Source organism: Rhizobium sp. BT03 (genome assembly GCF_030053155.1).
Lineage (GTDB): Bacteria > Pseudomonadota > Alphaproteobacteria > Rhizobiales > Rhizobiaceae > Rhizobium.
In genome coordinates this window covers 242,519-256,799 of record NZ_CP125645.1, presented here as the reverse complement: position 1 = coordinate 256,799, position 14,281 = coordinate 242,519, and the positions used below count along the sequence as shown (strand labels likewise).

Annotated in this window: 4 protein-coding genes; 1 reads left to right on the top strand and 3 read right to left on the bottom strand. The window is 63.3% G+C overall.

Annotation, left to right across the window (positions count from 1 at the left end):
• Positions 1–38: 38 nt before the first annotated feature.
• On the bottom strand, positions 39–4,802 hold the full coding sequence (locus tag QMO80_RS32220; protein WP_283201617.1) for a DUF4082 domain-containing protein: 4,764 nt from the start codon (positions 4,800–4,802) through the stop codon (positions 39–41).
• Between the two features lie 34 nt (positions 4,803–4,836).
• Between QMO80_RS32220 and QMO80_RS32215 the strand changes: the two genes are divergently transcribed.
• Positions 4,837–5,172, top strand: a complete 336-nt coding sequence (locus tag QMO80_RS32215; protein ID WP_283201616.1) for a hypothetical protein — start codon at positions 4,837–4,839, stop codon at positions 5,170–5,172.
• A gap of 424 nt (positions 5,173–5,596) precedes the next feature.
• Here QMO80_RS32215 and QMO80_RS32210 read toward each other — a convergent pair whose 3' ends face one another.
• Positions 5,597–6,781 carry a GTP-binding protein gene (locus QMO80_RS32210; protein WP_283201615.1) on the bottom strand — a complete coding sequence of 395 codons (1,185 nt, stop codon included), beginning with the start codon at positions 6,779–6,781 and terminating at the stop codon, positions 5,597–5,599.
• 95 nt (positions 6,782–6,876) lie between these two features.
• Entirely contained in the window at positions 6,877–13,899 is a 7,023-nt protein-coding gene (locus tag QMO80_RS32205; protein ID WP_369685955.1) for a DUF4082 domain-containing protein, read from the bottom strand.
• Between the last annotated feature and the right edge of the window lie 382 nt (positions 13,900–14,281).

Sequence of the window (14,281 nt, the reverse complement as noted above, 5' to 3'; positions counted from 1 at the left end):
CTCTTTACAGCATGCTTGGCCTTGCATCCTCGCGGGCTTTACGCTGCGAGCTGTGGTTTGAACGCCACATCAACATAGTAGTTCGTGCTGTTATAGCTGGCTGTCGGGAACAATCCGCCCGCTCCATAGGCATAGACGCCGTTGCTGCCGCCGGGCGCCTTCAGATCGCCGTTAGTCACGTCGCTGGCAAAGTAATTGCCTGATGCCGAATAGTTGCCGTTGCTCGAGTAGGAAACGACGTAGGTCGTATCCGCCTGGATCGCGATCTGCTGGGTGAGCTGCGCAGTCTGCCAGCCGCTGGCCGTCTCGTTGTTGAAGGTGACGCTGCCGAGCAGCGTGCCGGATGCGGTCCAGAGATAGCCGTTGTGCGGGCCGGTATTGTCTGCTCCCTTGTAGAAGCGGATGCCGGTGATCCAGCCTGACGTATCGGCCTGGAATTTCATGCCGAGATTGACCGGTTGGTTGTCGGCGACCGAGACGACCGAGGGCGTCGCGTTTGCTGCAAAGAGGTTCTGCTCCGGTCCTGCAGCCGGGTTGTTGATGGTGAGCGCGACCTGCGCCGAGGCCGTGCCGCCCTTGCCGTCCGATATCGCGTAGCTGAAGCTTGCCGGTCCCGAATAGCCTGCCGTCGGCGTGAAGGTCACGGTCTGGGCCTGGGCATCGTAGGCGACCGAGCCGTTGACCGCGCCACTGACGCCGGTGACGACAAGCGCATCGCCATCGCCGTCGGTATCGTTTGCCAGGAGTGCCGAGGCCTGGATGGTGATCGGCGTGCCGCTATTGGTCGTAAAGCCGCTGTCATTGGCGGCGACCGGAACCGCATTCTGCGCGCCGCCCTGCTGATAGACCACGTCGACCCAGTAATTGCTCGCATTGTAGGAAGCGGTCGGGAACAGGCTGCTCGTGCCATAGGCATAAAGGCCGTTGCCGCCGCTCGTCGTGCTCGATGGCGCCGTCAGCGCACCGTTCGTATGATCCGTCGTGAAGTAGTTCGCCGTTGCGGAATAGAAGCCGTTCGAATGGTAGCTCGCCACATAGGTGGCGCCGGCGGTCACATTGATCGGCTGGGTGAAGGAAACCGTCTGCCAGCCGCTCGCCGTCTCGTTGATGAAGGTCGCCTGGGCCAGAAGCTGGCCACCCGCCGTCCAGAGCGAGCCGACATGCGCGCCGGTATCCTGGGCGCTCCTGTAATAGGTGAGCCCGGTGATCTGACCGCCGGCGGAAGCGATGAACTTGACGCCGAGTTCGACCGAATTGGGATCATTGGCGGCGGCAACCCCCGACGTGTCTGCGCCGGTGAACAGGCTTGACGTCGGGCCGCCCGCGGGTGGTGCAGCCACATTGAGGCTGACCGTTGCGGATGCCGTGCCGCCGAATCCGTCCGAGATCGAATAGGAGAAGCTTGCCGCACCCGTATAACCGGCCGTCGGGGTGAACGTGACCGACTTGGTCTGGCTGTTGAAGGTCACCGTTCCGTTGGCCGCACCATTGACGCCGGTGATGCTGAGCAGGTCGCCATCGGCATCGGTATCGTTGGCAAGCAGGCTGGCTGCGGCAATCGACAGCGCCGTGCTGGAATAGGTCGTGTAGCCATTGTCATTGGCGGCGACCGGCAGCACGTTGCTCGTCTGGTTGTAGACGACATCCACCCAGTAATTCGACGACTGGTAGCTGGAGGTCGGAAAACCGGTGCCCTCGGCAAAGACGCCGTTGCTGCCGGCAAGCGCCGTCAGCGAACCATTGCTATGGGCTGATGTGAAATAGTTTGCCGTTGCCACATAGGAGTCGGTCGTGTGGTAGGAGGCGACATAGGTCGTGCCGGCTAGGATATGCACCGGGTTCGAGAATGTTGCAGTCTGCCAGCCGCTCAGCGATCCGCTGTCGGCGAAAGTGACGGTCGCGACCAGTGTGCCGTCCGCCGTCCACAGCGAGCCGGTATGCGGGCCGGTATCGCCTGATGCCTTGTAGAAGCGAACGCCGGTCACCATGCCGCTCGACGAAGCGGAGAACCGCATGCCGAGTTCCAGCGACTGGCCCTCGTTATAACTTGCGCCCGTCGGCCCTTCGCTCGAGGTAAACAGTGTTTCCCCGGCAGGGCCCTGGTTTACGGTGAGGCTGACATTGCCCTGGTCCGTGCCGCCGCGCCCGTCCGACAGCGTGTAGCTGAAGCTTGCCGGCCCCGAATAATCGTTGGTCGGCGTGAAGATGACGGTGCCGTTCTGCTTGTTGAGCGTTACCGTGCCGTTGACGGCATTGCCGACGGCCGAAATCGTCATCGCATCGCCGTTGGGATCCGTATCGTTTCCGATGAGCGAGGCGATCGAGATGACGACGCTGTCGTTGCGGGTGATGGTCAGCCCGGCATCGTCGGTCGCAACCGGCGCGCTGTTGGGCCCGGCATCGAAGACCACATCGACCCAGTAGTTGGTGCCGGTGCCGGGGCTCTGGCCGGGGAATGTGCCGGCATTGTCGCCATAAGCGTAGACGCCGCCGCCGTCGACGGCCTTCAGCGCGCCACTGGCATAGGTGCTGCCGAAATAATTATCGGTGGCCGAATAGAAACCGTCGGTGTGATAGGAGGCCACATAGGTCGTGCCGGCGGCAATCTGGATCGGGCTGGAGAAGATCACCGTTTGCCAGCCGGAGAGCGACTCGCCGACCGAGACACCCGTTGCCAGCAAAGTTCCGTCGGCTCTCCAGAGGCTGACGACATGGTCGCCGATATCGTGGAAGCCCTTGTAGAAGCGGATGCCTTCCACATAGCCTGCCGTCGTCGCCTGGAAGCGCAGGCCGAGCTCGACGGAATTGGGATCGATCGCCATTTCGACAGTCGGTTTCTCCGCCAAGGTCCAGAGGCCTTGCGTTCCCGGCAGGGTGACGGTGACCTGCTTGCCGGCCGATGGCGCCTCCATGTTGACGCTGTCGTCGACGGCGCGCGACAGGATCGTATAGGTGCCGCTTGCCTGCACGACCCAGTTATAGCTCCAGCTCTCTCGGCCGGTGGCCTTGAACCAGTGCTGGCCGCCATCGGTGGAAACCTCGACGCCGGCAATGATGCCGCCGCCGAAATCCTGCGCCGTGCCTGATATCGTCACGTGCTGCCCTTCGACGAAGCTTGCGCCGACGATCGGCGAGCTGATCGACGAGGTCGGCTTCAGCGTGTCGGTCGATTGGGTCGCGAGGATCAGGCTCGCATCCAGCGTCGTCGGCTGGATGCCCATGTCCGCGAACATGTTGACCATCGCCTGCTGGACGTTGCGATCGGTCGACGTGGCCGGACCCTGATGATTGTCACTCAGCCCCCAGGACCAGAAGACGGTGCCGGCGCCGAAGACCAGCGCGCCGCTTTCCGCCCGGTACATGGTGAGGCTATGGGTCGCCACCGCATCGCCGACCGTCGTGCCGTAATCACGCAGATAGGTGCTCACAGCGATGGAGGAGAGCGACAGGTTGATCAGCCCGTCCGGGCGGAAGCCGTTCTCGACGTCGGAATCCCATTCGTAGCCGAGCAGGTTCTGCACCAGATTGTAGGTATCACCCTCCTGCAGCTCGGCGACATCGGTGTTACGCCAGAAGCGCAGGTTGGAATAGTCGTAGGGGATGGAGATCGTATCCTGGCGGTAGCTGTCCACCTGGAACATCGTGCCGGTCAGCGAATTCTCCGGCTCCTGCCCCGCATCGGCATAACGCGGATCGCGCCACGTGCCGGTGCCGACGTTGCTCGGATCCGTGCTCGTGCCCCAGGTTTCCTTGTAGCAGACCATGGTGCGGTAGGCCTGGCCGCTGCCGTCGATGCTGCTTTCCCAGCGGACCTTCCAGTAGCACTCGTTGCCGCTCCAGAAGGCGAGGTTGACACCGGCATCGCGCGCCGCCTCGACATTGGCGCGCTGTTCGGCAGACCAGTATTCGTCATGGCCGACGGAGAGATAGGCATCGTGGTTGAGCAGCAGCGTGCCGCTGCGCGCCGCATCGACGCCGGAAATATAGGAAACGTCGTAGCCGTTCTGCTCCAGCCACGAGATGGCAGAGGATTCGACGCCGAAGACGTAATCGTGCGAGCCGCCGATCGGGCTCGTATTGGTGATGATCGGTCTATTATAGCTGACGGCCGAGGCGCGGCCGATGGCCGTCAGGCCGCAGCTGCAGTTCGGCGGCAGGTAGCCGATCATGGCGGCCGGGTCGACGGGCACTTCGCCGTAATAGAGGCTGGCGCCGCCCCAGGCATTATAGGCCTGCCAGGTCGTGTCCGACGTCTGGAAGACGATATCGCTGGTCGAGGCATCGTCGCGCACGACGAAGGGGATGATGCCGGCATCCTCGGTGCCATCCTCGCGCACCAGCTTGGCGAAGTAGACGCCGGAGACGGCATCGGCAGGGATCTGCCAGCTGGCCGAAACCGACCAGTTGCCGCAATCGATGAGGCCGAGCGACATGTCGACGATCGGATGCGGCTGGATCTGCGCCGTGGTCAGCTGCTGCTCGATCGAGTCGACCTTGCGCGCGCCGGCCCCGCCATAATAACCCATGCGGTAGATATCGATGCGATAATGGGTGGAATCCGTGGCGATCTTGAAATCGACCGTCTGACCGATATTGGTGCTGATTTCGGTGGCGAAGCCCTGGATGGTGCCGCCGCCGTCGCCCTCCAGGCCCCATTCGCTGATCGGGTTGCCCTGCTTCAGGTTTTCGAGCGCGATCTTGTTGGGCGTCACTGCTGCCGCTGCGGCCGCCGCCGGCGCCGCCAGTGCTGCCGGGGCCGCGGCAGTCTCAGCAGAAACGTCCTGGCTCGGCTCCACCGACATGGATGCTATCGAGGCCTGAAGGCGCAACGAAGTTGTGCCGACACTGCTGGAAGAACTGACCGGCGCCGCCGTTTCGGCGCTGCCGGTATCGATATCGCTGGTAACACCCGTAAGCGCGGGGGCGGCAGGCAGTGCCGCAGCCTCCTCGGCCGGATCCGGGCCAAGCACGGTGCGTTGCAATGTGGAGGAAGGCGTCTGGAAGACCGACGCGACCGACGCCGTCTTCGTGGACGTGTCCTGCGCGCCGCCATCGGCAGCAGGCGCCGGCATCGCCGTCGACGGTGCCGGAGACGATTGCATGTCGCCTGAAGATATCAGGGAAGATGTGACCGTGCCGGTGAAGGAGGATTGGACGGTGGCGCTGCCCTGATTGGCAAAGGTCGGGGCACCATCGGTACTTCTCGACGACACGACCGTCGCGGAGGCAAGGACTGCGCTCCAGGCAGAGGGTGCACGACAGATACTCAACGCCCCACCAAATGTACTCAGATACTCACGATTACCCACATGAATTCTCCGCATCAGCGGCGTCCCCTTCCGCATCGGCCGGCCCTTCGACCGCTGTAGCAAGACGTTCATTCTGGCACCTTTGCGAAGGGAACGTACGACAGCAATCCGGGGTATGTGGGAGGTAGCCCCTACTCCAATATGATGACCCTCACCCCATACCGGCCGACAAGGCCCCAAAGTTGCCGACGGCTCCCTGCCGAGTGCCTCACGGCGGGAAAAGGAATGCTGGTTCGGTCCGGCTGTCCCAGCCGGCTAACTCGAGCGTTGTCCGGCGCCGCCCCGTGTTACCAGGCCGGAAACGGATCTTCGAGGGTGGCCCAGTCGCGCGGATCGGCGCTGGCGAGGCATCCGTCCAGCGCGGTGCGCACACCTGTCTCGTCCATGCCGACGCCGATAAAAACCAATTCCTGCCGACGGTCGCCCCAGGCGCTGTCCCAGCGGCTCTCGAGCTGCTGACGAAACTGCTGATGGCTCGGCCAATCCTGCCGGGGCACGGCGGCCCACCAGAGCCCCATCGGCTCGCAGCGCCGCTGGATCCCGGCAGCCGACATCAGGCCCACATGACGCGGGCGCGTGGCAAGCCAGAAATGGCCCTTGGCGCGCAGCACTCCAGGCCAGGGCTCATCCAGGAATGCCCGAAACCGCATGGGATCGAAGGGACGCCTGGTGCGATAGACAAAACTCGAGACTCCGTATTCCTCCGTCTCAGGAACATGCTCATCCGGGCTGTACAATTCCTTGTGCCACAGGGGATGCGCAGCTGCCTTTGCTTCATCGAAGAGGGCGGTATTGAGGACGGTCGGAAGCGATATCTTGCCGAAATCCGTCTCCACCTGGAGCGCATCCGGGTTGAGAGACGTCACGATCTTGCTCACCTCAGCGCGGACCTCATCTGTCGCGTCCGAGATCTTGTTGATGACGACGACATCGGCAAACTCGATCTGATCCACCAGCAGGTCTATGAGGGTGCGCCGATCCTCGCCGTCCCGCTGCAGGCCGCGGTCGGCAAGCAGATCGGCACTGCTGTAGTCGGCTAACAGGTTTGCCGCGTCGACCACGGTGACCATCGTGTCGAGCCTGGCAAAATCGGCGAGCGAGACGCCGTTCTCGTCGCGGAAGGAAAAGGTTGCCGCAATGGGGCGCGGCTCGGCGATACCGGTGCCTTCGATCAACAGATAGTCGTATCGCCGCTCTTCGGCCAGCCGCCGTACTTCCGTCAGAAGGTCGTTGCGCAGGGTGCAGCATATGCAGCCGTTGCTGAGCTCGATCAATGTCTCCGTCGTCTGCGACAGGTTGCAGCCGCCGTCTCGAATGAGACTGGCGTCTATGTTCACTTCGCTCATATCGTTGACGATGACAGCAACCCGCAGGCCCTGACGGTTATTCAGGACGTGGCTGAGAAGCGTCGTCTTGCCGGCGCCGAGGAAGCCGGCCAGCACGGTTACCGGGAGCCGCTCGATCCTGCTCATCGGCATTCCCCGAATGTGGACGGTCGGAGCGCCCCTCGCCGCGGCCAGCATTTGCGTCGTATCAGCCTCATTCGAAACCGTCCCTAACCTTTGCTTCACCCGACGAGCTGCGGCCGGAAGACCACGTCCGCATAGTAATTCGATGAATCGTAGGAGTTGGTCGGGAAGAGACCTGTCGTGGCCGATCCGCCATACGCATAGACACCGTTGCCACCGGCGACCGCGCTTGATTGGGCCGTCAACGGACCGTTGGTGACGGCACTGGCGAAGAAGCCGTCAGTTGCCACGTAAGCGCCGGTGGTGTGATAGGAGGCGACGTAGATCGTGTTGGCGGCGATGGTGACGGGGGTTGAGAAGTTCACCGTCTGCCAGCCGCTCCCGGTGGTGCCGGCGAAGGTGGCGGTGGCGAGCTTGGTGCCCGTCGTGGTCCACAGGTCGACGACATTCTGGCCGTTATCGTTGGCGCTGCGGTAGAACTTGATGCCGGTCACGTCACCGGCAACGCTCGACTGGAACTTGACGCCGAGTTCGAGCTGCTGACCATCATTGAGGTTGGTCTGGGCCGGCGTGCTGGAGGCGTTGAACAGGCTGTAGGTCGTCGCCGCCGCCGAGGCGGTGATGTTGAAGTTCTCATTGGCGGCAAGGCCGCCAAGATCCGTCGCCGTCACCCTGACGCCATAGGTGCCAGCGGTCGTCGGCGTGCCGGAGAAGGTCCGCGTCGTGGCATTGAAGCTCAGCCAGGCAGGCAGCGCCGTGCCATCGGCGGCCGTTGCCGAATAGGTCAGCGTCTCGCCGCTGTCGACATCGGTGAAGGTCGTCGTCGGAACGGCGAAGGAGAAGGCCGTGCCGACGGTGGCATTCTGACCAGCCGTCTGGACGGCCAGCACCGGCGCGTCGTTGGCACCATGGATGGTGACGGTCAGATTGGCCGTGGCCGTGGCGCCGGCGCTGTCGCGCATCGTGTAGCTGAAGACATCGCTCAGCGTGTTGGTCGACTGCCGCAGCCCCTGGACGGCGGTATTGGTCTCGTTGATCGTATAGGTATAGGCGCCCGATGCATTGAGCACGAGACTGCCATAGGTACCGTTGAGCGCCGAGCCCAGCGTGCCCGACGTCGCGCCGAAGACCACGGCCGTGACGGTCTTGGTATCGCCGGCATTCGGATCGGTGTCGTTGGTCAGCACGTTGCCGCTGGCAACCGCGCCGCCCGAACCGTTGGCCACCCCGCCCTTCTCGGTCGCATCCCCCGCATCGGCAACTGCCGTCGGCGGCGTATTGCCGGGCGTCGACACGGCGATGTTGAAGGTCTCATTGGCGGCAAGGCCGCCAAGATCCGTCGCCGTCACCCTGACGCCATAGGTGCCAGCGGTCGTCGGCGTGCCGGAGAAGGTCCGCGTCGTGGCATTGAAGCTCAGCCAGGCAGGCAGCGCCGTGCCATCGGCGGCCGTTGCCGAATAGGTCAGCGTCTCGCCGCTGTCGACATCGGTGAAGGTCGTCGTCGGAACGGCGAAGGAGAAGGCCGTGCCGACGGTGGCATTCTGACCAGCCGTCTGGACGGCCAGCACCGGCGCGTCGTTGGCACCATGGATGGTGACGGTCAGATTGGCCGTGGCCGTGGCGCCGGCGCTGTCGCGCATCGTGTAGCTGAAGACATCGCTCAGCGTGTTGGTCGACTGCCGCAGCCCCTGGACGGCGGTATTGGTCTCGTTGATCGTATAGGTATAGGCGCCCGATGCATTGAGCACGAGACTGCCATAGGTACCGTTGAGCGCCGAGCCCAGCGTGCCCGACGTCGCGCCGAAGACCACGGCCGTGACGGTCTTGGTATCGCCGGAATCCGGATCGGTGTCGTTGGTCAGCACGTTGCCGCTGGCAACCACGCCGCCAGAACCGTTGGCCACCCCGCCCTTCTCGGTCGCATCCCCCGCATCGGCAACCGCCGTCGGCGTCGTGTTCGGCGCTGTCGATGCCGGACGGAAGACCACATCGGCATAGTAATTGGCGGCAGCGTAGGTGGCATTCGGGAAAATGCCTGCGGTGGCGGAGCCGCCATAGGTGTATACGCCGTTGCCGCTGGCCGACGCGGTCAGCGGGCCGCTGGTGACGGCGGCCGTAAAGAAATTGTCGGTCGCGACGTAGGCCCCTGTCGTGTGATAGGAGGCGACGTAGATCGTGTTGGCGGCGATGGTGACGGGGGTTGAGAAGTTCACCGTCTGCCAGCCGCTCCCGGTGGTGCCGGCGAAGGTGGCGGTGGCGAGCTTGGTGCCCGTCGTGGTCCACAGGTCGACGACATTCTGGCCGTTATCGTTGGCGCTGCGGTAGAACTTGATGCCGGTCACGTCACCGGCAACGCTCGACTGGAACTTGACGCCGAGTTCGAGCTGCTGACCATCATTGAGGTTGGTCTGGGCCGGCGTGCTGGAGGCGTTGAACAGGCTGTAGGTCGTCGCCGCCGCCGAGGCGGTGATGTTGAAGTTCTCATTGGCGGCAAGGCCGCCAAGATCCGTCGCCGTCACCCTGACGCCATAGGTGCCAGCGGTCGTCGGCGTGCCGGAGAAGGTCCGCGTCGTGGCATTGAAGCTCAGCCAGGCAGGCAGCGCCGTGCCATCGGCGGCCGTTGCCGAATAGGTCAGCGTCTCGCCGCTGTCGACATCGGTGAAGGTCGTCGTCGGAACGGCGAAGGAGAAGGCCGTGCCGACGGTGGCATTCTGACCAGCCGTCTGGACGGCCAGCACCGGCGCGTCGTTGGCACCATGGATGGTGACGGTCAGATTGGCCGTGGCCGTGGCGCCGGCGCTGTCGCGCATCGTGTAGCTGAAGACATCGCTCAGCGTGTTGGTCGACTGCCGCAGCCCCTGGACGGCGGTATTGGTCTCGTTGATCGTATAGGTATAGGCGCCCGATGCATTGAGCACGAGACTGCCATAGGTACCGTTGAGCGCCGAGCCCAGCGTGCCCGACGTCGCGCCGAAGACCACGGCCGTGACGGTCTTGGTATCGCCGGCATTCGGATCGGTGTCGTTGGTCAGCACGTTGCCGCTGGCAACCGCGCCGCCCGAACCGTTGGCCACCCCGCCCTTCTCGGTCGCATCCCCCGCATCGGCAACTGCCGTCGGCGGCGTATTGCCGGGCGTCGACACGGCGATGTTGAAGGTCTCATTGGCGGCAAGGCCGCCAAGATCCGTCGCCGTCACCCTGACGCCATAGGTGCCAGCGGTCGTCGGCGTGCCGGAGAAGGTCCGCGTCGTGGCATTGAAGCTCAGCCAGGCAGGCAGCGCCGTGCCATCGGCGGCCGTTGCCGAATAGGTCAGCGTCTCGCCGCTGTCGACATCGGTGAAGGTCGTCGTCGGAACGGCGAAGGAGAAGGCCGTGCCGACGGTGGCATTCTGACCAGCCGTCTGGACGGCCAGCACCGGCGCGTCGTTGGCACCATGGATGGTGACGGTCAGATTGGCCGTGGCCGTGGCGCCGGCGCTGTCGCGCATCGTGTAGCTGAAGACATCGCTCAGCGTGTTGGTCGACTGCCGCAGCCCCTGGACGGCGGTATTGGTCTCGTTGATCGTATAGGTATAGGCGCCCGATGCATTGAGCACGAGACTGCCATAGGTACCGTTGAGCGCCGAGCCCAGCGTGCCCGACGTCGCGCCGAAGACCACGGCCGTGACGGTCTTGGTATCGCCGGCATTCGGATCGGTGTCGTTGGTCAGCACGTTGCCGCTGGCAACCGCGCCGCCCGAACCGTTGGCCACCCCGCCCTTCTCGGTCGCATCCCCCGCATCGGCAACCGCCGTCGGCGTCGTGTTCGAGCTCGGTGTCGTGAACATCACATCGACCCAATAGTTCGTCGACTGGAAGGTGGTGCTGGGGAACAGGCTGTTGTTGCCATAGCGGTAGACGCCATTGCCGCTGGCCGGTGCCGTCAGCGGACCGCTGGTCACATTTGAGGTGAAGTAGTTGGTGCTCGTCGAATAGTGACCGGTATTCGTATGGTAGGACGCGGTGTAGGTTTGTCCGACCGTCAGAGCCACTGGACTGGTGAAATAGGCAGTCTGCCAGCCGCTGGTAGTCTCGTTCGTAAAGGTGAGGGTCGCAAGCCGCGTACCGGTGCTCGACCATAAAGAACCGGTATGCGTGCCCGTATCCAGGTCGCCCTTGTAGAAACGAATGCCGGTGACCGTGCCCGCCACGGAGGTCTGGAATTTGACGCCGAGTTCAACGGCTGCGCTATCGTTGGTGTTGACGACCGCCGGTGTCGCCGAACCGAAGAGAGAGGTGTAATTCGGCCCGCTGACGGTGACCGTTCGCCCCGCCGAGGGTGTTTCCAGGTTGACGTTATCGTCCACTGCGCGCGATCGGATGGTGTAGGTGCCCGCGGTCTGCGGCGACCAGGTATAAGTCCAGTTCTCATCGCCTGTCGCCGGATGCCAGCTCGCTCCGTTATCGGTGGAGACCTCGACCGCAGCGATGACGCCGCCTCCGGTATCGGTAGCGGTGCCGGTAATCGTCACGGTGGATCCTACGGTCGCCGTGGCGGGCACCGTGATGACCGAGGTCGGCGCAGTATGGTCCGACGAAGCGGTTGTCGCGACGAGCCCGGATTGCAGTGTCCCAGGCTGAATGCCCATGTCGGCGAGCAGATTGACCATCGCCTGCTGCACGCGCGGGTCCGTCGGCGTCGCCTGGAGGTCGTGATTGTCGCTCAGGCCCCAGGCCCAGTAGACGGTGCCGGCGCCGAATACCAGCGCACCGCTCGGCGCCCGATAAAGCGTCAGATTGTGGGTCGAGGTCGCATTGCCGGTGGTGTTGCCGTAGTCGAGCAAGTAGGTGCTGACCGGAAGCGTCGTCGACGACAGCTTGACGAGGCCGGCCGGATCGAAGCCGTTGTCGACTGCTTCGTCCCATTCGTAACCTAGATAGTTCTTGGTGAGCGTTGCCGTCTGGCCAGGCTGAAGATTGGCAACGCTCGTATTGCGCCAGAAGCGCAGGTTGGCGTCATCATATTTAACCGTGATCGCGGCAAGATTGCTGCCGACATCGTCGACCTTGAACAACTGCCCGGTCAGCGAGTTTTCGGGGTTTCCGCCGCCGATGGCAGGCGGGCTGAGACGCGGATCGCGGAAGGTGCCCGTCCATTCGTTGGAAGGGTCGATGCTGGCGCTGGGCGACCATGTCTCCTTGTAGGAGATCAGGGTGCGATAAGGTGTGCCGTCGGCGCTGTAGGCATTGCCCCAGCGGGTGCGCCAATAGACCTCGTTGCCGCTCCAGAACATCAGGTTGACGCCGGCATCGCGCGCGGCTTCGACATTGGTCCTCTGCTGTCCGGACCAGTATTCGTCGTGCCCGGCATCAACATAGGTTTTGTGATTGAGCAACAGGCTGCCATAGCGGTCGACGTCGACACCCGACATGTAAGAAACATCGTAGCCGTTCTGTTCCAGCCAGGAGATGCCCGCATATTCGGCGCCGAACAGGTAATCCTGCGGACCGGCATAGGTGCCCACCCCGCCGCGGGTCGCAATCGGCCTGTTGTAGCTGACCGCATAGGCGCGGCCCGCCCCCTGCCCCGTCGCCGGACCGTTGCCGCCATAGAAGTTTGCGCCACCCCAGCCGTTATAAGCCTGCCAGGTCTCGTCGGCGGTTTGGAAGACGATATCGCTGTGACTGTCGTCGTCGCGCACGATGAACGGGATATGATTTTCGCCGGAGGTGCCATCCTGACGCACGAGCTTGGCGATATAGACGCCCGAGACGGCATCATCAGGTACGGTCCAGGACGCCGAGACGGCCCAGTTGCCGGCGTCCACCGTGCCGGTTGTGGCATTGCGCAGCGGACTGGGCTGGGTCTGCAATCCGGTATGCTGCATGGTCGCCACCTTGCGGGCGCCCATGCCGCCGTAATAGCCGAGCCGGTATATATCGATCCGGTAATTGGTGGAATTCGTATTGATCTTGAAGCTGATCGTCTTGCCGTTGTCGACACTGATATCGGTCGCAAAGCCCTCGATGTTGGTGCTGCCGGCACCGTCGATGCCCCACTCGCTTTCTGGATTGCCCTGTTTCTGATTTTCCAGCACGATCGGGTTGCTGGCCGCCGCTGCGGCCGCCAGATTTTGCGTCGTCAGCGACCGCTGCGTCGAAGGTGGCGTCGTTACCGAGCCGGAAAGGATGCCGATACCTTTGGAGGTGCTGTTGCCTGTTCCGGTCTCGCCACCGCCTGGCAATGATCCGGCCAAGACCGTTGATTCTGTCCAGTTTGCGGTGCCGCGCCAGCCCGAGAGAGGGGACAGATTACGATCGAGAAGCGGGTCGCTGACCGAGGCGCCGATGGCCCGCTTGAGCGCCGATACATAGTCCGGCCCCTCGGTCAGCTTGGTCCCCGCCAATTGACCGTCCTGTTGGAGCATGGCGCCGCCATGGGCCCAATCGAGAATCCGCGTGGGGGAGGTAAAGTAGCCGCACCCGCACACGCCAAAGGGCATGCCAAACGCCAGTGAATTGGCTCCGGCATGCTGGGCGCTCGCCTGCGCTGACGGGCTCGATTCGAGAATAACGACGTTGCCGGAGTGCGCACGCTCGCCCACTACCGCGGCAGAATCGTGCCCCGAGCCTGCCGGCGTAGGCGCCTGCGGCAGATACGGCGCCAAAGGATCGTCGCCTATGAGGTTCATTCCGGCGTAGGTGCGATAAAGGGGTGATGCCGCCCCGAATGCAACTCCGTTGGCGTTCCGCTCGACATGGGCAAAATCCGGCGTATGAACTGACAGTACGGACGCGGCTCTATCACCGCTTCGCTCTCCGATTTCACGATTGATTGTGAAAGCGTCAGGCAAGGGCGGCGCGACGAGGCTGTCGTCGGCCCGACCATCAGCGTCGCCGTTCACGCCCGCGCTCTGCCCAGCCTCATGCTCGTTGAGCGCAGCCTCCTTATGGGGATCGCCGACGAGGAGGGCCTGCTTGTTTCCATCAGCCGTTTGCACCGCTGCCGCGAGTTGAGCACTATCCCCGTTCTTTCCGGCAGGCTTGCGCGGCCTTTCCTTTCCGCCGACAGTCAACCATCGGGGAACCAACGAATCCAGCAGGAGTGAGCGCGAAGTCCACCGGCGAGCGTTGCGATACATGGCAGGTACCTCTCGCGAGATTGTCAGGGTCGTATCTATGAGGTTCGCTTAAACGCGAAGCTCTGAAGTATAGTCGAAAAATAAGCGAGTATATCCTACGCCTTTCGCTCTACAGACGGCATCCTTTGGGCAAGCGGCCGTGTTGCGTCGCCCACGCGACGGATCCGATGCGAAAGGGCGGAGATTTGCCGTTTCCTGGGCAAGCTCGAAGCCGTAGAGGGGCGAAACGGCCGGTCATCATGCGGTAAAATCGACGATCCCGAGCATGAGGGCGCTGCCGTATAGGTTGCACTTTACCGAAGCGATCGCGCCTATTTCTGCGTGCATAACCTATTGATTTTCCAAGACGACGCCTGCGTGCCGCACCGACGATATATGTTTC

Bases quoted from the DNA above. Each gene is read 5' to 3' on its own strand.
- QMO80_RS32210 (WP_283201615.1), bottom strand. From the start codon at position 6,781: ATGAGCAGGATCGAGCGGCTCCCGGTAACCGTGCTGGCCGGCTTCCTC.
- QMO80_RS32220 (WP_283201617.1), bottom strand. From the start codon at position 4,802: ATGTCGGTGGAGCCGAGCCAGGACGTTTCTGCTGAGACTGCCGCGGCC.
- QMO80_RS32205 (WP_369685955.1), bottom strand. From the start codon at position 13,899: ATGTATCGCAACGCTCGCCGGTGGACTTCGCGCTCACTCCTGCTGGAT.